The 26,289-nt window shown below is 64.3% G+C and carries 18 protein-coding genes; 11 read left to right on the top strand and 7 right to left on the bottom strand.

All coding sequences use genetic code 11. The annotated features are described in order from the left end of the window. Positions 1 to 37: 37 nt before the first annotated feature. The 4 genes from Y882_RS06100 to Y882_RS06085 all read right to left on the bottom strand — a co-directional run bounded on the left by Y882_RS06100 (position 38) and on the right by Y882_RS06085 (position 6,261). Positions 38 to 2,302, bottom strand: a complete 2,265-nt coding sequence (locus Y882_RS06100) for a xanthine dehydrogenase family protein molybdopterin-binding subunit (protein WP_046971011.1) — start codon at positions 2,300 to 2,302, stop codon at positions 38 to 40. After that, positions 2,299 to 2,829, bottom strand: a complete 531-nt coding sequence (locus Y882_RS06095; RefSeq protein ID WP_046971010.1) for a (2Fe-2S)-binding protein — start codon at positions 2,827 to 2,829, stop codon at positions 2,299 to 2,301. Before Y882_RS06095 ends, Y882_RS06100 begins: the two co-directional genes overlap by 4 nt. 52 nt (positions 2,830 to 2,881) lie before the next feature. Then, a complete protein-coding gene (locus Y882_RS06090) occupies positions 2,882 to 4,207 on the bottom strand; it encodes an APC family permease (RefSeq protein WP_156171341.1) in 1,326 nt (441 codons plus the stop codon). 134 nt (positions 4,208 to 4,341) lie between these two features. Next, positions 4,342 to 6,261, bottom strand: coding sequence for a S53 family peptidase (locus Y882_RS06085; protein ID WP_046971009.1), 1,920 nt, complete (start codon positions 6,259 to 6,261; stop codon positions 4,342 to 4,344). Positions 6,262 to 6,637: 376 nt separating this feature from the next. On the opposite strand from Y882_RS06085, the gene Y882_RS06080 reads away from it, so the two are divergent. The 10 genes from Y882_RS06080 (at position 6,638) to Y882_RS20865 (ending at position 17,461) form a co-directional block, all read left to right on the top strand. Beyond that, the gene (locus Y882_RS06080; protein ID WP_046971008.1) at positions 6,638 to 7,276 is read left to right on the top strand and encodes an outer membrane beta-barrel protein; all 639 of its coding nucleotides are present in this window, start codon (positions 6,638 to 6,640) and stop codon (positions 7,274 to 7,276) included. A gap of 148 nt (positions 7,277 to 7,424) precedes the next feature. Beyond that, positions 7,425 to 8,081, top strand: coding sequence for an outer membrane protein (locus Y882_RS06075; protein WP_046971007.1), 657 nt, complete (start codon positions 7,425 to 7,427; stop codon positions 8,079 to 8,081). A 209-nt stretch (positions 8,082 to 8,290) separates the two neighbouring features. Beyond that, complete coding sequence (locus Y882_RS06070) at positions 8,291 to 8,893, top strand: outer membrane protein (protein ID WP_046971006.1); 603 nt, start codon at positions 8,291 to 8,293, stop codon at positions 8,891 to 8,893. 128 nt (positions 8,894 to 9,021) lie between these two features. After that, positions 9,022 to 10,536, top strand: coding sequence for a fumarate hydratase (locus Y882_RS06065; RefSeq protein ID WP_046971005.1), 1,515 nt, complete (start codon positions 9,022 to 9,024; stop codon positions 10,534 to 10,536). Between the two features lie 280 nt (positions 10,537 to 10,816). Beyond that, on the top strand, positions 10,817 to 13,435 hold the full coding sequence (locus tag Y882_RS06060) for a bifunctional aspartate kinase/diaminopimelate decarboxylase (protein ID WP_280136518.1): 2,619 nt from the start codon (positions 10,817 to 10,819) through the stop codon (positions 13,433 to 13,435). Between the two features lie 96 nt (positions 13,436 to 13,531). Then, on the top strand, positions 13,532 to 13,927 hold the full coding sequence (locus tag Y882_RS19155; RefSeq protein ID WP_211259128.1) for an endonuclease domain-containing protein: 396 nt from the start codon (positions 13,532 to 13,534) through the stop codon (positions 13,925 to 13,927). Between the two features lie 3 nt (positions 13,928 to 13,930). Continuing rightward, positions 13,931 to 15,274 carry a UDP-N-acetyl-alpha-D-muramoyl-L-alanyl-L-glutamate epimerase gene (gene murL / locus Y882_RS06050; RefSeq protein WP_046971002.1) on the top strand — a complete coding sequence of 448 codons (1,344 nt, stop codon included), beginning with the start codon at positions 13,931 to 13,933 and terminating at the stop codon, positions 15,272 to 15,274. Positions 15,275 to 15,288: 14 nt separating this feature from the next. After that, complete coding sequence (murD, locus tag Y882_RS06045) at positions 15,289 to 16,641, top strand: UDP-N-acetylmuramoyl-L-alanine--D-glutamate ligase (RefSeq protein WP_046971075.1); 1,353 nt, start codon at positions 15,289 to 15,291, stop codon at positions 16,639 to 16,641. Beyond that, the gene (locus tag Y882_RS06040; RefSeq protein WP_244466262.1) at positions 16,604 to 17,116 is read left to right on the top strand and encodes a GNAT family N-acetyltransferase; all 513 of its coding nucleotides are present in this window, start codon (positions 16,604 to 16,606) and stop codon (positions 17,114 to 17,116) included. Before murD ends, Y882_RS06040 begins: the two co-directional genes overlap by 38 nt. 216 nt (positions 17,117 to 17,332) lie before the next feature. Beyond that, positions 17,333 to 17,461, top strand: a complete 129-nt coding sequence (locus Y882_RS20865; protein ID WP_280136517.1) for a DUF6632 domain-containing protein — start codon at positions 17,333 to 17,335, stop codon at positions 17,459 to 17,461. Between the two features lie 56 nt (positions 17,462 to 17,517). On the opposite strand, the gene Y882_RS06030 is transcribed toward Y882_RS20865, so the two are convergent. Next, positions 17,518 to 19,596, bottom strand: a complete 2,079-nt coding sequence (locus Y882_RS06030) for a M13 family metallopeptidase (RefSeq protein WP_046971000.1) — start codon at positions 19,594 to 19,596, stop codon at positions 17,518 to 17,520. Between Y882_RS06030 and Y882_RS06025 the strand changes: the two genes are divergently transcribed. Continuing rightward, positions 19,595 to 20,689, top strand: coding sequence for a 2OG-Fe(II) oxygenase (locus Y882_RS06025; RefSeq protein ID WP_244466261.1), 1,095 nt, complete (start codon positions 19,595 to 19,597; stop codon positions 20,687 to 20,689). The genes Y882_RS06030 and Y882_RS06025 overlap by 2 nt on opposite strands. A gap of 22 nt (positions 20,690 to 20,711) precedes the next feature. Here the strand turns inward: Y882_RS06025 and Y882_RS06020 are convergent, their stop codons facing one another. After that, on the bottom strand, positions 20,712 to 24,506 hold the full coding sequence (locus tag Y882_RS06020) for a translocation/assembly module TamB domain-containing protein (RefSeq protein ID WP_082120964.1): 3,795 nt from the start codon (positions 24,504 to 24,506) through the stop codon (positions 20,712 to 20,714). Between the two features lie 11 nt (positions 24,507 to 24,517). Then, positions 24,518 to 26,278: an autotransporter assembly complex protein TamA gene (locus Y882_RS06015; RefSeq protein ID WP_046970998.1), complete on the bottom strand. Its 1,761-nt coding sequence runs from the start codon at positions 26,276 to 26,278 to the stop codon at positions 24,518 to 24,520. Positions 26,279 to 26,289: the final 11 nt, after the last annotated feature.

The raw sequence follows: 26,289 nt of genomic DNA, 5'->3' as shown, positions 1-26,289 counted from the left end.
GTCAGGACGCACGCAGGAGCCGGATGGCTCCCTGCCGTCACAGCATGCGCAGCATTTCCTTCAGCAGCGGCAAGCGGCGTACGCGCACGGCGCTCACGCGGAACACGGCATTGGCCAAGGCCGGCGCGGCGGTGGGCATACCCAGGAAGCTGGCGCCGGTGGGATCGCGATCGCCCGGCACGATGATCACTTCGGTGGTGTCCGGCAGCTGGGCCATGTTCGCCAGCGGATAGTCCTTCCAGTTGCGCTGCTGAACCTGGCTGTCCTTGTAGCTGATCGACAGATTCAGCGCGGTGGACAGCGCATCGAGCGTGGCGCCCGCGACCTGGCCTTCCAACCCGGTCGGATTGATCACGCGGCCCACGTCGACCGCGCACACCACGCGCTCGATGTTGAGCTTATTGCCCTGCAGCGACGTCTCGATCGCGTGCGCCACATAGGCGCCGTCCACATGCCAGCAGGCGATGCCCAGGCCATTGACGGTGCGCAGCCAATTTTTCCACTCGATGCGATCGGCCACCAGCTTGAGCACGTTGATCAGGCGGGCGGTGTCCAGCGTGCGGTTGTCGCCAAGCGGGATGACGCGCGGCTCGCCGATCAGGCGCAGGCGCGTGACCAGCGGATCTTCCTTGAGCGATTGCGCGATTTCGTCGACGAAACTCTCGACCGCGAACGCATTGTTGACGTTCGGCATGCCGCGCGAGGGGCCGCGCAACATCGCCGAGGGCAGCGAGTACCAATCGCTGCGCAAGTTGGTCACCAGGCCCGCCGGCAGCTGATGGGCATCCAGTTCGGACGTCCACAGCCGGTTGTCGGGCACGCCACGCTGGGCGAGCGCGGAGGCGCTGGCCATGCGCTGGTTCCAGCTGGTGATCTGACGCTTGCCGTCGAGCGTGGCGCTGAACTTGTGCACCGAGGCCGAGCGGTAGTAGTCCTGCGTGAGGTCCTCGTCGCGCGTCCACATCAGCTTGACCGGCTTTTCGACGGCCTTGGCCAGCATCACGGCTTCGGCAACGTAGTCGTGGTCGAGGCGACGGCCATAGCCGCCGCCCACGCGCGGTACGCGGATCTCGATCTGCGCGGGGGCGAGGCCGGTGAGCCGCTGCACGACTTTCCATGCCTTCTGCGGTGCCTGCGTGGGCACCACCAGCATGGCGCCATCCTTGTCGATGCGGGCCACGCAGTTCATCGGCTCGGGCGTGGCATGCGCCAGCCACGGTTGCACATAGGTCGCTTCGATGCGGCGCGAGGATTTCTTGGCGACCGTGTCGACGTCGCCGTCGTTGCGCACGCGTGCGGCCGGCTGGGCGTTCTTGTCATTGAGAACGTCGCTGGCCTGCTGTTCGAACCAGGCGCTGCTTTCGCTTTGTGCGCCGGCCTTCCACTGCAGCTTGAGTTTTGCGCGACCCTGCAGGGCCGCCCAGGTGTTTTCGGCGAGCACGGCCACGGCGGGCGAGCGCACGGTCTGGCCAAGCGGGATGCCCGCTTCGGGCTTGATCTGCACGACCTTGACGACACCCTTCACCGCCATGGTGTCGGTGGTATCGAGGCTCTCGACGCTGCCGTCGGGCCAGGGGCAGTGCGACAGCACGGCGATCAGCGCTTCGGCCGGATAGTTGTCCAGCGCATACGGCGCCTGGCCGGTGACGATGGCGCGCGCGTCGATGTCGCCGGCCGGCTGGCCGATCAGGCTGTAATGCTCGGGCGACTTGGGCGGCACCGGTGTGGCGGGCGGGGCGATCTTGGCGGCCGCATCGGCGAGCGTGCCGTAGCCGAAGCGACGACCATCGGGCGCGATCACGCTGCCTTCTTCGCAGCGCAGTCGGTCAGCGGGAACACCAAGACGTCGCGCTGCGGCCTGCAGCAACAGCCAGCGCGCGAGCGCGCCGGCGCCACGCAGATCGGCCCACGCGGCCGGAATGGAATCGCCCAGCCCACTGGTCTGGTGACCGTAGATCCAGCGCGGCTGGCCGTTGTCGTCTTCCACGCCAAGGCCGAGCGAGACGACGCTCACGCGCGTCCAGTCGGCATCGAGTTCGTCGGCGATGATGCGCGCAAGCGAGGTCGAGGTACCGGTGCCCGTGTCCGGGTCACGCACACCGATCACGATATTGCCGTCCGCATCGATGCGCACATAGGCGCCCAGGCCATACAGCGTGTCGCCCAGCATGGCGGCGGGGACGGGTGCATCGGCGGCGTCCGCGAACGGAATGCCGATGATCAGGGCGCCGGCGCTGCCGGCCAGCACCTGGAGAAAACGTCGACGCGAGAGCTGCGCGCCGTGATCGCTCGCGCGGCTCATGCGTGCGCTCCCTTGGCGACGCGCTTGATGGCGAGGCGCACGCGGGTCTGGCAGCCGCAACGGCAAAGATTGGGCAACTGGTCGATGTCGTTGTCGCTCGGTTGCGGATGGCGAGTGAGCAGATCGAGCGACGCCATCAGCCAGCCGGGGGTGCAGTAGCCGCAGCCGATGGCGTCTTCGTCGACGAAGGCCTGCTGCAGCGGATGAAGTTTGCCGTCGGCCGCGGCCAGGCCCTCGACCGTGGTCACGGTCTTGCCGGCCAGCTTGGCCACGGGCAGGGTGGTGGCCGAGGCGAGCTTGCCATCCACCAGCACCAGGTCGTAGCCGCCTTCGCCATGCTCGCCGCTGTACTTGGTGCCGGTCAGGCGCAGCACGTCGCGCAGATACCACAGCAGGGGCATCTGATCGTCACCGGTGTGGCGATAGCTCCTGCCGTTGATCTCCAGATCGACTCCCTCGCGCACCTTGTCGGGCACGATGGTGTTGCTTGTTCCGGGTGTCGGTAACTGGTCTTGCGCGTTCGCCATCGCTTAGGAACTCACTTGGATATCTGCCCATTGTGGCATCGGAGCGCGATGCTTAGGAGGTAACCCGGCTGAACAGGTGTCGCCACACCAGGTAAACCGGGATGCCGGCGGCCATGATCAGCAGGCCAATGCCCGTATTCAGGGGGCTGGTGCGCAGGCTCTGCACCATCACCAGGCCGATGGTGGCGATGAAGATCAGCGGCAGCAGCGGGTAACCGGGTACGCGGAAGCTGGCCTGATCGCCTTCGCGGCGGCGATACCAGAACAAGGTGCCCACGCCAAAGGCGCAGGCGAGCCAGTCGCCAAAGGTCGCGTAATCGAGCAGTTGGCCGTAACTGCCGGACCACACCAGCACAATCGCCCAGCCCGAGAGCAGCAACAGCGCGACATTGGGCGTGTGGTGCTTAGGGTGCAGCCGGGCCACGCTGCGGAAGAACAAGCCGTCTTCGCCCATCACCTGCAGCACGCGGGCACCCGCCACCAGGGTGATATTGCAGAAGCCCAGCGCGGATATCGCCACGCCGACCGCGATCAGCTTGGCCCCGGCCGTGCCAAAGACCCGTTGCATCACATCGGCCGCCGGCGCGCGGCTGGCGGCGAGGCCGGCGTGGCCCAGCACGGTGAGATAGGCCAGGTTGACCAAGGCGTAAGCGGCGATCACCAGCAGCATGCCGATGAACAGCGCGCGGGGCAGCGTGCGTTGCGGCTCGCTGACCTCGCCCGCCAGGTTGTTGAGATAGGTGAAGCCCGAATAGGCGAACAGCACCGGCAGCGCGGCGCCCATGAAACCCACCTCAGCCGTTTGCGGGTCGGTGGCCAGCATGCCGTGGCCGCTCACGCCAGCCAGGAACAGGCCGCACACCACCAGCACCGCCACCGCCAACAGCTTGAGCAGGGTGAACAGGTTCTGCACCTGGGCACCCAGGCGCAGGCCGAACAGGTTGATCAGTGCCACGAAGACGAGTGCGCCAATGGCCAGAGGGGTGGCGGCGCTGGCGGGCAGGCCGAACAGGGAGGCCGCATAGCTGGCAAAGATGGTGGCGACCGCCGCGGTCGATCCCGAATAGATCACCAGCAACATGCTCCAGCCGAACAGGAACCCGGCCAGCGGCCCAAACGCTTCGCGCAGGTACACGTAGCTGCCGCCCGCATGGGGACGTCGCGCCCCCAGCTCCGCATAGCAAAGGGCGCCGATGAGGGTCAGCACGCCGGCGCCGATCCACATCAGCAGCAGCGACAGACCGGACGATGTGCGCATCGCCACGACATACGGGTTGAGGAAGATCCCGCCGCCGATGATGCCGCCAACCACGATCATGGCCGCGTCCCACGGGCGGAGGCGACGGACGTAACCGCCGGACGTCGAGGTATCGGTCATGAAGGCTTCGCTGCGTGAAAGTGCAGCGAGCATCGCAACTGGGGCCAGTATCGGCAAGCCCTCGCCGTGGGCCAGGCCGGCAAAGAGAAGGGCCGGCACAGGCCGGCCCTTCATCGACGAACGGGTGCTGGTGCTTAGAACACCGTCATGAACAACGCCAGGTTGGTCACGTTGAGCGTGCCGATGCCGGCGCCGGGTTCATACCCGCCCACGCCCTTGTAAAACCAGTTGTCTCCGGACTTGATGTCGTTGAACGGCGAGAACGCGCCGTAGCCGAAGATGTTCTGCAGCGGATAGATCTGCGGGTTCCACAAGCCCTGGCGGCCGCGCGTGGCCTGCTTGAGCAACGCACTGATGCCGTTGAGCTGCGGTGCGACGAAGCTGGTGCCGCCTGAGCCGGTGAGCAGGCCCGGGCCATCCAGCGAGGAGACCAGGCTGTAGCCGGTTTCCGGGTCGGCGTTGAGCGAGATGTCCGGCTCATTGCGGCCCTTGAAGTTGGCCGGCAGCGTGTAGTCGATGTCGAACGCCGGGAACAGCCAGCGCTGGTTCTTTTCGCTCTTCTTGATGCCGGGCGTGAACGCCTGGTACAGCGGGACCGGCCAGAACACACTCACGCCGCCGCCACCGCCCACCGAAAACACGCCGACATTGAGGCCCAGGTTCTTCTTGAAGTAGGTCTGGATGTAATCCCAACCCCAGACACCTTCCTTGGTGATCGATTCGACCGGACCGCCGCGGAAGCTGTAACTGAAGGGCACCGTGGTACCGCCCGCCGTGGTGATGAAGGGATCGGATCCCGGGGCGTCGGCCGTCAGCGGCGGCGGTACCGGATCGCTCAGCGATCCGCCAAAGCCGCGTACGGTGTCATACGCACCGGAGTCGCCCGACGTGGCGAACATCGAGATGCCTTGCACCGCGGCTTCCAGAAATACCTGGTGGAAAGCGCGCAGCTCATCGGTGAAATCCACGCCGCCTTCGGTTTGCGGGAAGTAGAGGATTTCCGGTGAACCCCAGCTCACCGACAGGCTGTCGACCTTATTGTCGGACACCGCCTGGTTGAACACGTCGAAGAAGCCGGCGTCGGTATTGGGCGCGTCATAGACGATGATGTCCGCCCACGGCGCGAGGCCGCCGGACTGCTCCACATCCAGCGACGTTTCGCCGGAACCGGCCGGGCCGCTCAGTGGGCCGCCACCATCCACATGCACCTGGGTGATGCGGTTGGGCTTGACCGACAAGCCGATGGCGCTCCAGTAGCTATAGGCGTCGGCCGGCAAGAAATCGGCCAGCGTGGCGATGCCGATGGTCGAGCCCTTGCCGTTCACGCCCGCCTTGTACAGCGGATTGATGTTGTAGCGATTGGCCACATCGCCCACGGTGAACTCACCGGGCGTGCAGGTGGCAGTGGGGTTGCCGGTGCAGGGCGGTGCGGCGGGCGCTGCAGCCGCGGCCGTTCTGGCTGCCGGGCTCATCGTCGATGCGGAGGCCGGTGCCACGGGCTCGAAGGCCGATACGCGATGCGAGCGATAACGTGCTTCCGTGCTGAGGCCCGAAGCAACGATCAAGGTGCCCGACAGTGACGAGGGCAGGGTGGGCTGGCTGCTCGGTCGATGGAAGGTCGTGCCGTCCGCACTCTGGTAATCATGGATGGACGTCTGGAAGGCTTTATTGAACTGGCCGACCGTGCCGCTCACCTTGATGGCAAGGTGATTGGGCAGCAGTTCCACTTGCGTGAGTCCCTGCTGCTTGACGAAGGCCTGCACCTTGGCGATGTCGCTGGCCGAGGCGCCGAAGCGATCGGCAAACTGATCGGTGGTGAGGAAGCGGTGGTATGAGGGATTACCCTGGGTCACCGTGCTGTAAACGAGACTTTCCAGTGCCGCCTGGTTTCGAAGGCCCAGTACGAGCGTAACGTTCACTTTCTGGCTGGTGTTGCTTGGGCCGAGATCGGCCGGTGACGAACTGCCGGCGGCCATCGCTACCGAGGTAGCGCCACCGAAGAGCAGAAGGCCGAGGGAGACCGCGAGCGACTTGCGATGCAACGTCGAGAGCATGTTGTTTCTCCAGGGTAGATACAGCCGACGCTGCGCATCGACGACGCCCCTGCGCGCCGCCGCGCCCTTCAGCGAGGCCGTAAAACGGATGTGCGCTTTCCCCAAATCCCAGCCCGCCCCCTGGAGTCAAACTCGCGCTGGGGCTCTGAACGTACGCCTGCGATGCCACCGGGTGAAGTGCCTGCCATGTCGCATGAAGTTACGAAACCCGCGTCACGCCTCATCCGGATTCGCAATAAATTACGTCTATATCGTTTGGACTACGTATTAGTGCGAACCGGGTCGCTAAACGCTGATGGTCTTAGGGCTAGGCAGCCAGTAACTTGTGCGTCGACTACGCATCTACTTGCGTTCCCCGCCAGAGCAAGGAAGCTTCATGAAAAAGTTTGGACCGGCCGCCGCTGCGGCCATGGCGCTTGCAACGATTTCGACGTCCGCTGCTGCGATGGACGGGCAGTTCTTCGTCGCCGGAAGTCTTGGGCAATCCCACTTCAATAACACCTACATCGGCGATCAGGACAAGACCGACACGCAAGGCGCGCTGCGACTGGGCTATGCCTGGCACAGCGGCCTGCTTGAGTATGGCGTGGAAGCTGGTTACGCCGATCTGGGTAAGACGTCAGCAAGCGGAAGCTATACCTCTCTGGTCAGAGGGGTTCTCTTGATCGAGCGCGTCGATTACCGCAATCGGTTTTCCGCGAAAGGCGGGCTCCTGGGTGGCAACCTGAAATACAACATCGGATCGTGGTACGTGTCCGGTCATGCAGGGTGGTTTCGCGCGAAAATCGACAGCGAATTTGACACCACCTATACGCCCGTCAATTACCCCCTCGCCAGTACGACGTATTCCCATAGTCGCGGTTCGGACACGTCGACCAACGGATATGTTGGCGTGGGAGCAGGCTACAACGTCTCCCAATCCTGGAGCGTTGGCATCGGCTATGACTACTACGACTACGGAAGCGACTACGGTCATGTGAATGCGTATTCGGTTACGGCGGAATTTCGCTTCTAAGCATCGATCCCCGATGGCTGTCAGGGTTTGACGGTCCAACGAAGATCGAGCTTCGGCTCAGTGTGCGATTCACTCCGAACTCTTTGGCAGGTGCGCCGCGCCTGCCGCGCAACCATGACCAGATTTGAACAGTCCAGGACGCCATCCCATGAGTAAATATGCCTTTGCCGCCGCACTGCTCGTTGCCGTGGCCTCGTCTCCCGCCATGGCGCAGGGCGGACAGTTCTTCGTCGATGGCGGCATCGGGCGCTCCAGTTACGCTCTTTGGAACGGGCAGTACGACAGTGACAAGACCGACTGGGCAAGCTCGATCCGTGCCGGGTATCTCTGGCACGGATTCGTGGATTACGGCGTGGAGCTGGGCTACGTCGATCTGGGCCAGGAGGTGAATCGGTACGACTACGTCCATATCACCGGATCGGACTACGTGCGCAATTCGACGGCCGCAAACGGCTGGCTGCTCGGAGGCCGGCTGGAATACGTGATAGGCCAGTCCTGGTATGTGATGGGGCGCGGCGGTTGGTTTCGGCCCCGTGTCAACCAAGAGAGTGGCTGGTGGGCGCTTACCTCTGGATACCCCTGGGCTTCAGTGCCGGCATCGGGTTTTACCCACTATCAGGATTCGTTCAATACCGGCACGCAGACGTATTACGGCGTCGGTTTGGGCTACATCATTTCGCCGCATTGGCGAGCAGGCCTGAACTACGACTACTACGACCTCGGTTCGCTGCTGTCCTTACCCGGGTTCCGCGAACCCTCGTCCCATGTGAAGTCTTACTCGGCTTCCGTCCAGTACAGGTTCTGATTCCGCCGCGCGCTCCCGCGAAACTCGCGCAACCACGGAGCGGCTTGCAGCGCTGAACGGATTGCCTGAACGAAGAGATGGTTCGTCTCAGCGCGACTGGGAACCTGCTCTGGAGAGCGAGGTCTTTCGTCGCAGCGGCGCGGAGACCCAACGATTCGCGCTTGCAGGGAGCCTTCGGGCGAGTACACCTCACAGCAAGGAAGTTATCCATGAGAAACGTCGGCGTGGCCGTGCTGGCCATGGTTTTAAGTGCGGCTGCAAGCAATGCATTGGCCCAGGACGGGCAGTTCTTCGTCAACGGAAATATCGGACAGTCCAATTTCAGTGCGCCGAGCTGGGGCGCCATGCACAAGGACAACAGCGATACCTATGGCGCCCTCCGTTTCGGCTATGCCTGGCGAGGCAAGGTCGACTACGGCGTGGAGGCGGGCTACGCCGACCTCGGTCAATTCGTGCGCAGTGGCACCTACACGTACACGGCTATCAATGGGCAGCCTGCCCAGGCCGGATATCGCGAGACCGGCTCGGCGCGCGGCTGGCTGCTCGGCGGCAATCTCAAATACCACTTCGATTCGCCGTGGTACGTCTCGGCACGGGGCGGCTGGTTTGTGGCCAGAACGACCTTCAAGTTTGGCCCCAATGGCGAGCAGGGGAGCAGCAGCCAAACCAATTCCCGTCCCTACTTCGGGCTGGGCGCGGGTTATGACCTGACCCGGTCGTTCAGCGTTGGCGCGGGTTACGACTACTACAGCCTGGGCGATAATTTCGGTCATGTGAACGCTTATTCGGTCTCGGCCGAATTTCGCTTCTGACCTTCGACGGCCGCGCAAGCGGCCGTCTCTTTGGGGCCGGCGAGCCTTTTGCGGCACAATGGGAGGGTTGTGCGTCGTGGACATCCCCGTTTTCGACGCCCTGATCCCCCGGAGTCGAAGCAGCCGCCATGACCACCATCAAGCAAGACGATTTGATCCAGTCCGTCGCCGACGCCCTGCAGTACATCAGTTACTACCACCCCGTCGACTACATCAAGAACCTCGCCGCTGCCTATGAGCGCGAGGAGTCGCCGGCCGCGAAAGACGCGATGGCGCAGATCCTGATCAACTCGCGCATGGCTGCCGAAGGCCATCGCCCGCTGTGCCAGGACACCGGCATCGTCACGGTGTTCCTGAAGGTGGGCATGAACGTGCGCTGGGACGCCACCATGTCGCTCGAGGACATGGTCAACGAGGGCGTGCGCCGCGCCTATAACGATCCCGACAACAAATTGCGCGCCAGCGTGCTTGCCGATCCGGCCGGCAAACGCAGCAACACCAAGGACAACACGCCGGCGGTGATCAACGTCTCCATCGTGCAGGGGGACACCGTCGAGGTGATCGTGGCGGCCAAGGGCGGTGGTTCGGAGGCCAAATCCAAGTTCGCCATGCTCAACCCGTCCGATTCCATTGTGGACTGGGTGCTCAAGACCGTGCCGACCATGGGCGCCGGCTGGTGCCCGCCGGGCATGCTGGGTATTGGCATCGGTGGTACGGCAGAGAAGGCGATGCTGCTGGCCAAGGAATCGTTGATGGAGCACATCGACATCCAGGAGCTGATTGCCCGCGGCCCGCAGAACCGCATCGAGGAACTGCGCGTCGAGCTGTACGAGAAGGTCAATGCGCTGGGCATCGGCGCACAGGGTCTGGGTGGCCTCACCACCGTGCTCGACATCAAGATCAAGGATTACCCGACCCACGCGGCGAATCTGCCGGTGGCGCTGATCCCGAACTGCGCCGCCACGCGCCATGCGCACTTCACGCTGGATGGCTCGGGCCCGGTCGCGCTCGATCCGCCGTCGCTGGAAGACTGGCCCAAGCTCACCTACGACTCGAGCAAAGGTCGTCGCGTGAACCTGGACACGGTCACCCGCGAAGACGTCGCCGGTTGGAAGCCGGGCGAGGTGCTGCTGCTCAACGGCAAGCTGCTCACCGGCCGCGACGCCGCGCACAAGCGCATGGTCGACATGCTCAACAAGGGCGAGCCGCTGCCGGTCGATTTCAAGAACCGTTTCATTTACTACGTGGGCCCGGTTGATCCGGTGCGCGACGAAGTGGTGGGCCCCGCGGGCCCGACCACGGCCACCCGCATGGACAAGTTCACCGAGCAGGTGCTGGCGCAGACCGGCCTGCTGGGCATGGTCGGCAAGGCCGAGCGTGGCCCGGCGGCGATCGAGGCGATCAAGCAGCACCAGTCGGTGTATCTGATGGCCGTGGGTGGCGCCGCTTATCTCGTGTCCAAGGCGATCAAGGCTTCGCGTGTGGTCGGTTTTGCCGATCTGGGCATGGAAGCGATTTACGAGTTCACCGTTGAGGACATGCCTGTGACCGTGGCCGTGGATTCCGCCGGTACGTCCGTGCATCAGACGGGGCCGAAGGAATGGCAGGGGCGGATTGGCAAGATTCCGGTGGTGGTCGCGTAAGAACAACACTTCTCCTTCTCCCCGCCGGGGAGAAGGCCGGGATGAGGGGCGGGTGCTCGCTCGGACATGTCTAGAGCGAGCTTTTCGTTTCGTTGGAAACCGAGGCCAGGTTGGCCCCTCACCCCAACCCTCTCCCCGCAGGGGAGAGGGGGCTGACAGAGGCATCCCGCACTTTTCCGCATTTAGCCATCCAAATGGCTACGCCGCTCCGAGGTTGCATTCCTCCTGCTGCGGCGCAACACTCACCAGATTGTTTTCCCCACCACAACCGAAGGTAACCGTGAACCCGCAAAGCCCCGCGTCGCTCACCAACGACGCTCCCTGGATCGTGATGAAGTTTGGCGGCACCAGTGTCGCCACCCTGCCGCGCTGGCAGAACATTCTGGAGCTGGTAGCCAGCCGTCGCGCCGAAGGCGCACGCGTGCTGGTTGTCGTTTCGGCACTCTCCGGCATCACCGACGCACTCAAACAACTGTGCGCACAGGAAGACAAGGGCAAACGCATCGAGGCTGCCAAGGCGATCGCACAGCGTCACTACGACCTGCTCGATCACATGCAGCTGGCGGTTCCGGACACCCTGGGCGAGCGACTCGCCGAACTCGCGCAGCTGGCCGACGACGGCCCGTCGCTGTTGGGCGAGCTGGCCTGGTCGGCGCGCGTGCAGGCGCACGGCGAGCTGATGTCCAGCGCATTGGGATCGGCGTTCCTCAGCCACAGCGGCCTGGATACGCAGTGGGTCGATGCGCGTGACTGCCTGGCGGCGATTGCCCTGCCCAACCAGAACGAGCGCACCAAGCTGCTGTCGGCGATGGTCGAGACCAAGCCCGATCCGGCCTTGAACGCGCGGCTGGCCGCGCTGGGCGAAGTCTTCATCACGCAGGGCTTTATTGCGCGTGAAGCGCAGGGCCGGACGGTGCTGCTCGGTCGCGGTGGTTCGGATACCTCGGCGTCGTACTTCGGTGCCTTGTTGAAAGCGCAGCGCGTGGAAATCTGGACCGACGTGGCGGGCATGTTCACCGCCAATCCGCGCCAGGTGCCCAGCGCACGCCTGCTGCAGCGCCTGGATTACGAAGAAGCCCAGGAAATCGCCTCCACCGGCGCCAAGGTGCTGCACCCGCGTTGCCTCTCGCCGTTGCGCGAGCCGCGCGTGCCCTTGCTGATCAAGGACACCAATCGTCCCGAACTGGAAGGCACGCTGATCGGTCCGGAAGTGCGCGAGCATGCTCCCAGCGTCAAGGCCATCAGCGCACGCAAGGGCATCACCCTGGTGTCGATGGAGTCGGTCGGCATGTGGCAGCAGGTCGGCTTTCTTGCCGACGTGTTTGCGCAGTTCAAGCAGCACGGCCTGTCGGTGGACATGATCGGTTCGGCCGAGACGAACGTCACGGTGTCGCTGGACCCCACGGAAAATCTGCTCGATTCCGATGCGCTCGCCGCCCTGGCCAGCGATCTGGCCAAGGTCTGCCGCGTGAAGGTGATTGCGCCGTGTGCGGCGATCACCCTGGTGGGTCGCGGCATGCGTTCGATGCTGCACACGCTGTCCAGCGTGCTGGCGGAGTTCGGCCAGCTGCGCGTGCACATGATTTCGCAGTCGTCCAACAACTTGAACCTCACCTTCGTGGTGGACGAAAACGTCGTCGACGAACTGCTGCCGCATCTGCACGAACTGCTGATCACCGCGGGCGCCCTGCGCACCGACGACAGCGCCTTGTTCGGTCCAAGCTGGCAGGCGTTGTATGGAACGGGCGAAGTGCTTCCGCCGGCGGCTTCGTGGTGGCGCGAAGAGCGTCGCGCGGATCTGCTGAAGATCGGCGCGGGCGCCACGCCGCGTTATGTCTACCACTTGCCCACGGTGCGCCAGCAGGCGCGCGAGCTGAAGACGCTGGCGGCGGTGGATCGCCTGCATTACGCAGTGAAAGCCAATACGCATCCGACCATCCTCAAGGCACTGGCCGAAGAGGGTTTCGGCTTCGAATGTGTATCGCCGGGTGAACTGAAGGCGGTGATGGCGGTGGTGCCGGAAAGTGCGCCGCTGCTGTTCACGCCTAACTTTGCGCCTCGCGAGGACTACGAGTGGGCACTGACCACGCGCGCCACGCTGTCGCTGGATTCGCTGTATCAGCTGGAAAGCTGGGGCGAGCTGTTCCGCGGTCGCGAAGTGGTGCTGCGGCTGGATCTGGGCCGCGGCCTGGGGCATCACGAGAAGGTGCGTACCGGCGGCAGCGGCAGCAAGTTCGGCTTGCCGGTGGAACAGCTCGATGCCTTCCTTCGCTTGGCCGACGCGCATGGCGTGATTGTGCGCGGCCTGCATGCGCATCTGGGCTCGGGCATCCTCGACGACAGTCACTGGGGTGAGGTGTATGGCCAGCTGGCCAGCCTGGCCGAGCGTATCGGCAGCGTGACCTTCCTGGATATCGGCGGCGGCCTTGGCGTGCCGTCCCATCCCGGTGAGGCGCGCCTGGACATCGCCGCACTCGACAAGGTGCTGCGCGAAGTGAAGGCCGCCTATCCGCACTACAAGCTGTGGATGGAACCGGGTCGTTATCTGGTGGCCGATGCGGGCGTGCTGATCACCAAGGTTACGCAGACCAAGGGCAAGGGCCATGGCCAGATCCGCTATCTGGGCGTGGACACCGGCATGAACAGCCTGATCCGTCCGGCGCTGTACGAGGCCTGGCACGAGATCGTCAACCTCACGCGGTTGGACGAGCCGGCCACGGCCTTGTTCCAGGTGGTCGGCCCGATCTGCGAGAGCGGCGACGTGCTCGGCACCGACCGCCGCCTGCCCGAGCCGCAGGAAGGCGACGTGGTGCTGGTGGCCCAGGCCGGCGCGTATGGCAAGGTGATGTCCTCGCCGTACAACCTGCGGGATGAGGCGGAGGAAGTGATCCTCGACTAAGGCCTCAGTCCCACACTCCTCCCTCTCCCCTCCGGGGAGAGGGCCGGGGTGAGGGGCGGGTGCTCGCGGCAAGGTAACAACCAGGGACGCTCACGGATGAAGCGTTTGAATGTAGATAGAGCACGCAGCCTGCGCGTCGGTCAGACAGACGCCGAGCAGTTGCTCTGGCATCACTTGCGAAATCGCCGCCTGCAAGGCTGGAAATTCCGCCGTCAGAACGAGATTGGGCTGTATGTCGTCGATTTTGTCTGTCCGGATGCTGGCCTGGTTCTGGAACTGGACGGCGGTCAACATGGCGATCAGCTGATTTATGACGAAGCGCGAACACGAAAGCTCGAAGAACAGGGCTACCGCGTGCTGCGTTTCTGGAACAATGACGTACTGACGAACACTGAAAGCGTGCTTGAGGTCATTCTCGAGGCTTTGGCCAGCCCCGACCCCTCACCCCAACCCTCTCCCCGGAGGGGAGAGGGAGCATGCAATGGAGACTGAGGCGTGACCACCAACATCAATCCTCGCCTGACCCAGGTATTCCGCTACGTGCGCTGCAGCTATGCCGACGGCGTGGCCGAGCTGGTGTATGCGTTCGACCACGGCGACGAACTGGTCGAGCGTGTGCGCTTTCCGAATGCGCCGGCCATCCCGGCGAGTCACCAGGCCGCCTTCGACCAGGCGTTGAAGATGCTGCATCTCATCGCGGGCGTCAGCTACTACAAGGCCGGCGTACCGCCGCGCATCGAGGTCGCGGGTGGCACGCTGGACGACAGTACGGCGGACCTGCTCGATGCGCTCTATCTGCATGGACTGGCCGAGTTCGCCTACCGCAACGGCTTGGATCTGCGCGGTCGCATCAACTTTCCCCGCGGCGGTGCCAAGCAGCCTGAAGCGAAGGCGCTGGGACTGCCCCATCGCACGCTGGTGCCGATCGGCGGCGGCAAGGACTCGCTGGTCGCCGTGGAAGCGATCAATTCCATAGGCGGCGATGCCACGGCGGTGTGGGTCGGCAATTCGCCCTTGATCGCCGCGTGCGCTGAACGCACCGGCCTGCCCATGCTCAACATCCAGCGCGAACTGGCGCCGGGTCTGTTCGAGCTCAATCGCCTGGGTGCGTGGAACGGCCATATCCCGGTGACGGCGGTGAACTCCGCGATCCTCGCCGTCGCTGCCATCCTCTATGGCTTCGACAGCATCGCCTTTGCCAACGAGCGCTCCGCCTCGGCTGCCACGTTGGAGTACGACGGCCAGCAGGTGAATCATCAGTGGAGCAAGGGCTATGCGTTCGAGCAGCTGCTCGGCGACTGGTTGCACCAGCACGTGGCCGCCGATCTCGACTATTGCTCGCTGCTGCGTCCGTATTCCGAGCTGGCGGTGACGCGCGCGTTCGCCAAACTCACGCCGTATTTCGACGTGTTTTCCAGCTGCAACCGCAACTTCAAGATCCTCGGTCCCAAGCCGGCCGATCGCTGGTGCGGCCAGTGCCCGAAGTGCCATTTCGTGTTCCTGGCGCTGGCGCCGTTCCTGCCCAAGCCACGCCTGCTGTCCATCTTTGGGCGCAACCTGCTGGACGATGAAAACCTCGCGCCGGGCTTCGATGCGCTGCTGGAATACCAGGATCACAAGCCGTTCGAGTGCGTGGGCGAGGGTGCTGAAGCACGCGCGGCCATGCTTGCGCTGAGCCAGCGTTCGGAGTGGCAGGAAGACGCCCTGGTCGCGCGCTTCATCCGCGAGATCCTGCCGCAGCTGGACGTGAGCGAGCTGGCGCTGGAACCCTGGCTGCAGCCGTCCGACGAGCAGCGCATTCCCGAGCGTCTCCTGCCGGCGCTGGCCTTCTTCGCGTGACCACGTTGCCGCCGCTGCGCATCGCCGACCTTGCCGACAAGCGGGTGGCGATCTGGGGTTTTGGCCGGGAAGGCAAGGCGGCGATTGCAGCCATCCGCGCGCGTTTGCCCGAACTGGCGCTCACCTTGTTCTGCAGCGATGCGGAAGTCGCCGCGGCCAAGGCATTCGACGCCACGCTGACGGTGCACGGCCAGGAGCCGGATGCCACCGCGCTGGCTGTGTTCGATGTCGTGGTGAAGTCGCCGGGCATCTCGGCGTACAAGCCTGCGCTGCTGGCCGCACGCGTAGCGGGTATCCGCGTGACGTCGGGCACGGCGCTATGGTTTGCCGAGATGCCCAAGGCGCGTGTCGTTGCCATCACCGGCACCAAAGGCAAAAGCACCACCACCGCCTTGCTCGCGCATCTGGCGCGCAGTCTTGGCGTGCGCACCGCGCTGGCAGGCAATATCGGCATACCGTTGCTTGAGCTGCTCGATGCATCGGCCGAACTCTGGGCCATCGAGCTTTCCAGCTTTCAGACAGGAGAAGCAGGGCCTGTCGAACTCGGCGTCATCACCAGCCTTTACGAGGAACATCTCGACTGGCATGGTTCGCGCGAGCGCTACATCGAAGACAAGCTCAAGCTTGCCGATGTGACGCAGCAGCTGCTGGTCAACGCCACCCAGCCATCGCTGCTGGAACGCACCGCGCAACATCCGCACCGCATCGTGTTTGGCCATGCGAAAGGGTGGCACGTCGCCGGTGGCTTCATTCGCCACGGTACCGAAGCGGTGTTCGAGATCGCGAACCTGCGCGCTCCGGGCGAACACAATGCACTCAACGCCTGCGCCGCGCTCGCCGCGCTGGAAAGCATGGGCTTTGACGCGCTGAAGGCGGCGCCGTCGCTCGCCACCTTCAGGCCCTTGCCGCATCGTTTGCAGCCGCTGGGCGAGCACGACGGTTTCCACTGGATCAACGATTCCATCAGCACCACCCCGCAGGCCACGCTGGCGGCGCTGAGCAGTCTGGAAGGTCGCGCGGTCACGGTCATCGTGGGTGGCCACGATCGCGGCCTGGACTGGCATGATTTCGTGGTTGCTGCGAAAACGCATGCACCGCACGCCATCGTCGCCCAGGGCGCCAACGGCCCGCGCATCGCGCAGGCCTTGCGTGATGCGGGTATCGCCGTGGAAGAGGCGTCAGGGCTGGCCGATGCGGTGCAACGCGCACGGGCACTGACCCCTGCCGGCGGCACCATCCTGCTTTCTCCTGGCGCGCCCAGCTTCGACCAGTTCCACGATTACGCCGACCGCGGGCGGCACTTTGCCGAGATGGCTGGTTTCGATGCCCATGACATCATCGGCATCGAAGGCCTGGGCGTTCACTGAGGACGCCCTGGCGATGACGTTCGATATCCGCGTCGATGACCTGCGTGGCCCGGAGATCGCCGCCTTGCTGCAGGAACACCTCGACGACATGGCGAAATGGTCGCCACCCGAAAGCATCCATGCGCTCGACCTGGGCAGACTGCGTACGCCACAGATCACGTTCTGGACCGTGTGGGAAGGCGCTGAGTTGGTGGGTTGCGGCGCCATTCGCAAGCTTGACGACGAGCATGCCGAGATCAAATCGATGCGCACATCCAGCCGCCATCGACGCAAGGGCGTGGCGGCGTTTGTGCTTAGGTACATCCTCGAGGAGGCGGCGCGCCGTGGCTATCGCCGCCTGAGCCTCGAAACCGGTTCGCCTGCAGCGTTCGAGCCCGCACGACGGTTGTATGCGCGCTTCGGCTTCACGCTCTGTGGGCCATTTGGCGATTACGTGGACGATTCTTTCAGCGTGTTTATGACGCGAACGCTCTGAGAGACAAAGGCGCTGGATTCCGGCTTTTGCCGGAATGACGGTGAGGGGAGATGGACGTGCGCGCCTAGCTGTCGGAGCGGATGACCTACGCCTCCGGGGCCTTGTTCCCCCTCTTCGTCATTCCGGCGAAAGCCGGAATCCAGCGCCTTTGCTCTCGCCACGCCAAGCCATATGCCCAAGCAACCCTCGACATGGGCGTCTACGTGACGCGCTATCATGGCGGTGCAGGCGTTCATGCATCCCATGCACATGGGGCATTTGCTCGGTGACGTGCCGGCGCTATTTATCGCGGCCATCGTGCTGGCCTTGCTGACGCCGCGTGCAGCGGCAGTGCGGGTCACCTAAACGAAAAGGCCACGTCTTTCGCAAGACGTGGCCTTCGCTTTATCGCAGCAGATGCGTTACCAGATCTTCACGCGATCGGCCGGCGCCAGGTACAGCGTCTCGCCCGCCTTGGGCTGGAAGGCGTCGTACCAGCCATCGAGATTACGCACGGTCTGCGCACGGAAGCGCCCCGGCGCATGCTCGTTGCCGATCACGCGCTGGCGCATAGCGGCATCGCGGATCTTCTCGCGCCAGCTCTGGCCAAAGGCCAGGAAGAAGCGCTGATCGCCGCTAAGCCCATCGACCACCGGCGCCGGCTTGCCGCCGAGCGACTTGTGATACGCCACATAGGCAATGGTGAGGCCGGACACGTCGGCAATGTTTTCGCCCAGCGTCTGCTGGCCGTTCACATGCAGGCCCGGCAGTGCTTCATAGGCGTTGTACTGCTCGACCAGTTTCTGGCCCGCGGCCTTGAAGTGCGCCTGATCTTCCGGCGTCCACCAGTTGGCAAGATTGCCTTGCGCGTCGAACTCGGCACCGAGGTTGTCGAAGCTGTGGCTGATCTCGTGACCGATCACGGCGCCGATGGAGCCGTAGTTGGCGGCAGCGTCCGCCTTCGGATCGAAGAACGGCGCTTCGAGAATCGCCGCCGGGAAGTTCAGCGCATTCTGCAACGGCAGATTCACCGCGTTCACCGTTTGCGGCGTCATCCACCACTCGCCGCGATCCACCGGCTGGCCCAGCTTGGCCAGCTGATGTTCGTACTCGTACTTCTCGGCGCGCTGCTTGTTGCCCAGTGCGTCGTCAGCGCGAATATCGAGCTTGGCGTAGTCGCGCCAGTGTTCCGGATAACCCACGCTCACGCGGATGCTGGCGATCTTGGCCTTGGCTTTGGCGCGCGTCGCCGGCGTCATCCAGTCGAGATGATCGACACGCTCGTCGAACGCCGCGAGGATGTTCTTCACCATCTGCTCGACCTGCTGCTTGGACGAGGCGGGGAAGTATTCCTTCACGTAGATCTGGCCCACCGCATCGCCGAGCGCGACATTGGTGCTGGCCACGCCGCGCTTCCAGCGATCACGCTGCTTGGGCGTGCCGGACAGGGTCTGGCCGTAGAAGCCGAAGCTCAGGTCGGCATAGGCCTTGGGCAGCAGCGAGGCGCTTTGATTGATGGCGTGGAAGGTGAGGTAGTCCTTCCAGGTCTGCAGCGGCTCGCTGGCGGTCAGCGCGGACAGCGCCTTGATCGCCGGCACCTGCCACACGTCGACGGTCTTCTGCTGATCGAGGCCGGCGGCCTTGAAGTAGGCGTTCCAGTCCAGGCCCGGCGCGTTCTTGGCAAACGCGTCCATTGCCCACGGGTTATTGGCCTTGTGGATGTCCTGGCTGTCGACCATGTCGACCTGTGCCTTGGCGATCTTGGTTTCCAGCTCGAGGATAGCCTTGGCCTTGGCGTCGGCATCGGCGATGTTCGCCTGCTTCAGCAATGCGGCGACATACGCCTGATACTTGCCGCGCGTCTCCACCATCGCCTTGTCGTCGGACAGGTAGTAGTCGCGCGTGGGCATGCCCAGGCCGCCCTGCAGCAGATACGGAATATTGCGCGTAGCGTCCTGCAGGCCATGCGAGACGAACAGGCCGAACAGGTGCTCGGTCTGGAAGTTGGTGGCGTTCACCGGATCCACGTCGGCGCGCAGGCCATCGCCCAGCACGCGGGCGAGGTCGGCCTTGCTCTGGATCGCGTCGATCTGCTGCAGCTGGGGCTGCAGCGGCTCCAGGCCACGTTTTTCGATACCGGCCTCATCCATGAACGCGGCGTAGTAATCGGCGATCTTGCGCGCATTGCTGCCGGCGGCCGGCTTGCTGTTGCCGGCGTTCTGGATCAGCTCGGCATTGCGCTTCTCGGTCTTCTGGAACACCTCCAGGAAGATGCCGGTACTGGAGCGATCCGCGGGAATCTCGGCGGTCTTCTTCCAACTGCCATTGGCGTAGTTGTCGAAATCGTTGCCCGGCAACACGCTGTGGTCGATGCCGGCCAGGTCGATGCCGCTGGCGCCGCGGGCGGCGGTGTGAGCCGGGGCAGGCGGGGTCGCGGTGGCCGCCATGGCGCAGGTGGTGGCCATCGCTGCGGCCGTGAAAATCCAACGAAGCTGCCGCATGAGCGGTCTCCTGAGCGGGAAAACCGTAACGATAGTCCCAACCGCCACCATGCTGGGCATGACCTATGGCCTAGAAACCCGCCGGCGACGCTCAAAATGTTGCGAAGGATACGGTAGCCTTGTCGTTTTCGGTCCCGTCGGGGGCCTATGCAGCAACCAGGGAGGGTTATCCATGGCCAACACCGGATCCATCGTCAGTCCGCAAGCGCTTGAACGCACGCAGGAATGGCGTGCTCAGTTTGCAGGCGCAGCACCGTTTCGCCATGTGATCATCGATGACTTTCTGTCCCCGGCGTTCGCAGAAGCATTGCTGCGCCAATTCCCCGACTTTGAAAAGGGCAACTACATTGGCGATGACGGTCGGCCCGGTGGCAAATCCACGCTGGATCGCATCCGTGGCCTTGGAGACGCCTACCGGGATCTGGATGAGGTCATCCAGACAAGGCAATTTCTCGATGTCATCGGCACCATCACCGGGATCGATGGCCTGCTCTACGACCCGTTCTACCTGGGCGGCGGCACGCACGAAAACCGTCACGGGCAGGGCCTCAAGGCGCACATCGATTTCAACTACCATCCCAGCGAGCGCTGGCACCGCCGGCTTAACCTGATCGTGTATCTCAATCACGAGTGGGATGATGCATGGGGCGGCATGTTTGATCTGTATCGCGACCCCTATGCGGATCCCTCGCCTGCGGTCCGCGTTGCGCCACTGTTCAATCGCTGCGTGATCTTCGAAACCAACGAGCACAGCTGGCACGGTTTCGATGCGATCTGCCTGCCCGAAGAAAAGCGAAGCATGAGCCGCAAATCGATTGCCCTGTATTTCTACAGTGCGGATCGACCGTCTGCGGAAACCGCAGGGCGCCATACGACGCACTACGTCAATGGACAGTTGCCGTCGCACCTGCAGGCAGGCCACACCTTGACCGAAACGGACGTTTCGGTGATGAAGCAGTTGGTGGCGCAGCGCGACGCGCAGTTGCGCGAGCTCTATCGAGAGAACTCCAGCCTGTTGCAGGCGCAGGACAAGGGCTTGGCGGGCCATCTGCTGTATCTGCTCAAGCGGCTGTACGTGCGATATCGCCGCTGATAGCCGGCGGCATCCGCTTGGGTCAGCGCTCGATGCGGTAGTTCAACGAGGCGCGGTTGAAGTCGGTTGCGCTCTGCGCCTCGAAATTCCAGCGGCTGTTGAAGTGGTAACGCAGGGTGATCACCTGGCCCGGATCGAACAGGCCCACGCCGTAGCTGATGTACAGGCGCGGCGAGAGGTACTTGCCCACGGTGAAGGCGGACCCGCCATTGAGTGCGTCGTTGCTGCTGACGCCGATATCGTCCACGCCCAGGCGCGAGCCGATGCTCTTGGCCAGCAGATTGCCCGTGGCTGAGCCCAGGGCTTGCGCGGCCGCACCCACCATATTGCCTTCACCGCCCTTCACCTGAGATAGCGGCTTGCCGGTGATCAGGTAGGAGAGGGCATCGGACTGTTCCATCGGCGGCTGCGAGAACACCGTGAGCACCGGCCGCTGCGCGGTGCCCGCGATATTGAGGCCCACCTGCTGGCCGTCGTCGATGGTGGCATTGGGATTGAGTTTGCGGACGGCGCGGATATTGAGGCCTGGATTGTCGATGGGCGTGCTCGCAAACAGCAGCTGGCCGCGATCAATCTGCAGGTTCTGGCCGTAGGCTTTGTACGTGCCTGCCACGTCGATCTGACCCTGGCCGGTGGTGGCGCGTCCGGGGCGCTCGCTGACCACGAGCTGGCCGCGCAACGTGCCATCCAGACCCATGCCGACGAGGTGTGCCTTCTTGCCCAGGTTCACCGTGACGGTGGCGGATATCGGCATCTGGCTGGCCGCTTCCTCCTGCTGCTTCTCATCCACCACGACCACGTCGGGCGATGCCTTGGTGGCGCCTGCGCCGGGCAACTTGTCGAGATTCACGTCGGCGCTGTCCAGCGTCACGCTGCCGGTGATGTCCAGGCCCTTGTCGTCGTGGCGCACGGCCAGATCGGGCGAAATCGCCACTTTCGCGGCGGGAATGTCGATCGCCTTGAAGTTGTTGCCCTTCACCGTCAGCACGCTTTGCGCATCGGCGCCGAGTGCTGACGTGCCCGCGAGCACGACGCTGCCGTCGCCCGAATGCAGGGTGCCGTCGATGCGGAAATGCCGCGCATCGGTGGTGCCGATGGCGATGCGTCCCTGGTTGAGCTTGAGGCCCATGCCGGGAATTTCCGCCGAGAAATCGGTGAGGTTGGCTTGTCCGCTGATGGCCGGCTGTTCCAGCGTACCGGCCAGGTTGAAGTCGCCATTCATGGCGCCCTTGGGATTGACCACCTCGGTGGTGAAGATTTCCAGCAGCTTCAGATTGCTGACGTGAATGCCGACATGGCCGCTGAGCGCTTGCTGTGCGCCGGTGATATTCACCTGGCCATCGATACGCCCGTTGTTGGTGAGCCCCGCATGCAGCACGAGTTGCTGGCTGGAGGGGCTGAGCTGTGCGGTTAGCGCGAGGTTGTCGTACGTCACCAGCGGCTGGTCGGCGCGATCGGCATAGGCCACGGAGCCGCGCGGCGAGTTGATCGACGCGTTGCCGCTCAAGGCGCCGGCCGTATTGCGACGCAGACTGCCGCTGCCCTCCAGCGTGCCTTCCACGCGCATCGGCTGCTTGCTGGTGCTTACCGCGCTCATGATCAACGCGATCGGCAGGCCATGCAGGCGATAGCTGGCGTCGAGGTTGCCGGCCTTGTCCTGTCTGGCGGCGGCACACAACAGCGGTTCGCCTGCAGTGAGGCAAAGTTCGGAGAGATTGAGCGCGCCATCGTTATACGAAAGCGACGTCGACTGCTGCAGTCGCCAGCGCGGCAGGCCGGCAACATCTAGGTTGAGCGTGGACAGCATGCCGCTCCAGGCTGAGCCCTTGAGGCTGCCGCTGAGCGCCAGCTCCGTCGACAGCGGCGAACCGTGCGCGGTGAGCGTGAGGCTGTGTCGTTCGGCCGTACCATCGCCGCGCACATTGACCTGGGTGAATGCCAGGCCGCCTGCATTCACGCCACTGGTCTGCAGATCGAGCTTGCCGCCCGGATGGCTGATGTCGGGCACGTTGGCGACCAGCCTCAAGCTGTTGACCTGTTGGCCCGCGTAGCTCAGTGCGCTGCCTTGCAGATTGGCCTCGACCGCGAGCCTGGGATGCTTGCCGCGCACCTGGATGGTGCCCTGGAGACGCCCGGCAGACTCGGGCAGCCAGTCGCCCAACGAGGCGACGGCAAGTTTGATCGTGATGTCGTTGGTGTTGCCCGGCTTCGCGTCGATCTGTGCATCGCTGCCGCCGGAGATCAGGTGCAGCTTGCCGTCGATCACGCCTTCGGGCGGCAGGTGCAGCTTGCCGTCGCCGTGCACCGTACGATCGCGCAGGCGGCCGTCGAATTTCCTGATTTCTAGCGTGACGTCGGGATGGTCCTGCGGCAGCGAACCTTGCGAGGCGATGTCGAAATCCAGCGAGCCGTTCCACTGCGCGAGCAGATGGCCTGGATCGAATTTGTGCGCGATGGCTTCCAGTTGCCAGCCGAGGGTAGGTTGCAGGCTCAGCGTCCCTTTGGCCTGCAGATCGCCCTGCGCCTGCTTGACCGTGAGCGAATGCAGGTTGATGAGCTGCTGGGTGCCGTCGAGGGCCAGCGTGACATCGGCCAGCTTGCCTGCCGGACCGATGGCGAGCGTGCTCTCGGCGTGGAATTGTTCCGTCGTGCCTTTGGCAACGAGACTGCCGTGGCTCAGCAGCGTCTGGCCAGCCATCTGCTCGGGCAGCACCACGTCCTTCCACTCGACCGTGAGATCCGCCGCCAGCGGCTTGGCCGCCAGCTGCACGACGCCGTGAACGCCGACGCCACCCTTGAACTGCGGCGAGGCGATGCCGAGCTGTTCGATGGTCAAGGTGTTGAGGTCGTTGCTGAAGCGCGCGCTCAGCGGCTGCAGCTGCAGGTGGTAGTCGTTGAGGCCCAGCTGGCCGGTGAGGGTACCGCTGCGGCGATCGCCTTTGCCGGTGACGGCCACGGAGAGTCCGGTGAGTGAACTCTCGCCGAGCAGCGGCTTGGGATCGAAGCGCGGCGCATCGAGCGTCGCCGTCCACGCATAATCGCCACCTTGCGCCAGCGCCAATTGCAGTCGCACGGCCGTGGGCCGGGTGAGTTGCAGATCGGCGTGCGCCTGCTTGCCGTCGCCGCTTGCGATCAGTTCACCGGCGTATTCGGTGCCGCTCACCGTCCACGCAAAACTCGCCTTGCTGTCGCCCTGGTATTTGCTGCCAACGACAAGGTTGCCAGTGAGATCCGCATGGCCTTCCGGCGCGCGCAGCGCGAGCTGGCGAAGTTCGATGCCGCGGTTGGCCGTCCAGCTGCCCGCGACGTCGAGCGAATCGGAGGCGAACACCGGCTGTCCGGCCTGCGTGATCTTTACCGAACCGACGTGCGCACGGTCGAGCAACATGTCGAAGGGCGGCTTCCACGAGAAGCTGCTTTCGCTCTCGGGCGATTCGGGTTCGCTGGGCGGCAGCGCCACTTCGACGCCGTCGGCGTTGAGATCGAGCACGTGCAGCCGCTCGCGAAACAGGGCAGGTATGCGCAGATCCAAGTGAGCCTTGGCGACCTTCACGTCCAGTCCCTTGCCGTCGGCATAGCGCAGGCCGGCAAGATCGAGCGGACCAACCAAGCGACCATTCGCCGACTGCACCGTGAGCTGGCCATCGGTGAAGCCTTCCGCGCGAGCCAAGGCAAAGCGCAGGCCCGGGGCCGTGCCGACCAGCCATGCGATGAAGGCAAGCAGCACCAGCAGCAACGCGAGCACCGACAGCAGCGTCCAGCGCAGCCAGTGGCGGCGTGGACGAGGCGCGGGAGCGGAGGCGGTTGTCTCAGTCATCACATCGCTGCTCACAGATCCGGGCCGATCACGACGTGCAGTTCCACGCCATGCTCATCGGGGTTGTGCACCGGCGTGCCCAGGTCCACCCGGATCATACCCACCGGAGAGAGCCAGCGAACGCCCAGGCCGGCGCCGATCTTGGGCCGGTAATCCGTGCCGGTGAACGCGTTGCCCGCATCGACGAACGCGGCCATGCCCCATTGACGCGTGAAGTAGTGCTCCACCTCGGTGCTGCCGACCAGCAGATTCTCGCCGCCAATCACGCGGCCGAAGGAATTCTTGGGACCAATGCTCTGGTAGCTGTAGCCGCGCACGGAACGGTCGCCGCCGGCGAAGAAGCGCAGCTGCGGTGGCAGGTCGTCGAAATTGTTGGTCCAGGTCGCGCCGGCCGAGCCGCGCACGATGAAGCGGTTGTTGCCCCAGAACGAGGTGATCCATTTGCCGTCGGCAGTGACCTGGCTGAAGCTCGCATCGGACAACAGCGAGCCCACCGTGGTACGCGCCGTCAACACCAGCGACCAGCCATTGCGCACGAAGATGGGGTTGTCACCCGATTTGCGCGACAGCGACACTTCCGGATAGAACAGGTTGCTCTGACCGTGTTCCAGCCCCTCCACGTTGTCCGCTTCGCCGGGTTTCTGGCCCACGGTGAAGGTACCGTCCAGCGCATGGATGCCGATGGTGCGCAGCCATCCGTGCCACTCGCGCGTCTCGTTCGCCACCAGCTCCAGCGTCTTGGATTTGGACGTATCGGTATTGGAGTCGCGATAGGTCGCGCCGTAATTGAAGCTGCGCTGGTTGGGGCCGGGCAGGGGCACCGTGTACAGCGTCGACAGCGTCTTGAGATTCTGCGCGAGGATCAGCTCGTTCTTCCACTTGTGGCCGCTGGCGTTCACCCAGCGCCGCTCCATGCCTGCACGCACGCCAAAGCCCGTGTCCGTGCCGATGAAGGGACCGCCGGTGTAGACCGTGCGCTTGGCCGGCGCCAGCTCCACCTTCACGTCGACCACGCCGTTCTTCTTGTCGTCCACGTCGGGCAGCACGTTCACGACCGAGAAATAATCCGCGCCATTGAGCGCCTGCTGCAGCTGCAGCAGCTTGTCCTGCGCAAAGTACTCGCCCGACTTGAACGGTACGTAGCGCTGCAGGAAGCCTTCCTTGAACTGCGAGCCTTCGAAATGGACCTCGCCAAACTTGTAACGCTGGCCCGCCTCCCAGGCCAGATGGATGACCGCGCTGCGCTCGCCGCGATTGACGTCCACCCGATGCGTGGTCAGTCGCGCGTCGAGAAAGCCGTTGGCGGTGAGCGCGCCGCTCAGCGCATCGCGCGCGGAGTCGTATTCGCCGTGGTTCAGCGTCTGGCCCTTGAGGTTCTCGATGGCCCGCTGTGCGCGCCGGATCGCCGGGATCTTGGCCGCGGTGGCATCGAGCCTGAGATCAACGCCAGTGACAGTCACCGGCGACCCGGGCGTGACATGCAGCGTCACGCGCCAGTCCGTGCCCACCGGATCGAGCTGCCCCTGCACCCTGGCCTCGTAGTAGCCATACGGCTCCAGCGCCGCCTTGGCCTGGTCCAGCGATTGCTCGTACAGACGGCGCACCTGCGCCTCGGTCACGTCGCGAGTGGCGTACTGCGAAAGATCGACGCCCGAACTCACCGCCAGCTTCAGCGGATCCTCCACGCCATCCACCACCAGCTGCACACCTGCATGCGCCAGCCATGGGGCCAGCAACAGCGGCAATAGCATGAGGCGTCGCAGTCGGCGCATGCGCTCCCGGT

It is taken from the genome of Dyella japonica DSM 16301, assembly GCF_001010355.1.
GTDB lineage: Bacteria > Pseudomonadota > Gammaproteobacteria > Xanthomonadales > Rhodanobacteraceae > Dyella > Dyella japonica.
The sequence above is the reverse complement of the archived record's forward strand: the minus strand, read 5'-3'. Positions and strand labels throughout refer to the sequence as shown.

Excerpts from the sequence above, each read along its gene's own strand:
- Y882_RS06100 (WP_046971011.1), bottom strand. The coding sequence starts at position 2,302 with ATGAGCCGCGCGAGCGATCACGGCGCGCAGCTCTCGCGTCGACGTTTT.
- Y882_RS06095 (WP_046971010.1), bottom strand. The coding sequence starts at position 2,829 with ATGGCGAACGCGCAAGACCAGTTACCGACACCCGGAACAAGCAACACC.
- Y882_RS06090 (WP_156171341.1), bottom strand. The coding sequence starts at position 4,207 with ATGACCGATACCTCGACGTCCGGCGGTTACGTCCGTCGCCTCCGCCCG.
- Y882_RS06085 (WP_046971009.1), bottom strand. The coding sequence starts at position 6,261 with ATGCTCTCGACGTTGCATCGCAAGTCGCTCGCGGTCTCCCTCGGCCTT.
- Y882_RS06080 (WP_046971008.1), top strand. The coding sequence starts at position 6,638 with ATGAAAAAGTTTGGACCGGCCGCCGCTGCGGCCATGGCGCTTGCAACG.
- Y882_RS06075 (WP_046971007.1), top strand. The coding sequence starts at position 7,425 with ATGAGTAAATATGCCTTTGCCGCCGCACTGCTCGTTGCCGTGGCCTCG.
- Y882_RS06070 (WP_046971006.1), top strand. The coding sequence starts at position 8,291 with ATGAGAAACGTCGGCGTGGCCGTGCTGGCCATGGTTTTAAGTGCGGCT.
- Y882_RS06065 (WP_046971005.1), top strand. The coding sequence starts at position 9,022 with ATGACCACCATCAAGCAAGACGATTTGATCCAGTCCGTCGCCGACGCC.
- Y882_RS19155 (WP_211259128.1), top strand. The coding sequence starts at position 13,532 with ATGAAGCGTTTGAATGTAGATAGAGCACGCAGCCTGCGCGTCGGTCAG.
- Y882_RS06040 (WP_244466262.1), top strand. The coding sequence starts at position 16,604 with ATGACATCATCGGCATCGAAGGCCTGGGCGTTCACTGAGGACGCCCTG.
- Y882_RS20865 (WP_280136517.1), top strand. The coding sequence starts at position 17,333 with ATGGCGGTGCAGGCGTTCATGCATCCCATGCACATGGGGCATTTGCTC.
- Y882_RS06025 (WP_244466261.1), top strand. The coding sequence starts at position 19,595 with ATGAGCGGTCTCCTGAGCGGGAAAACCGTAACGATAGTCCCAACCGCC.
- Y882_RS06030 (WP_046971000.1), bottom strand. The coding sequence starts at position 19,596 with ATGCGGCAGCTTCGTTGGATTTTCACGGCCGCAGCGATGGCCACCACC.
- Y882_RS06020 (WP_082120964.1), bottom strand. The coding sequence starts at position 24,506 with ATGACTGAGACAACCGCCTCCGCTCCCGCGCCTCGTCCACGCCGCCAC.
- Y882_RS06015 (WP_046970998.1), bottom strand. The coding sequence starts at position 26,278 with ATGCGCCGACTGCGACGCCTCATGCTATTGCCGCTGTTGCTGGCCCCA.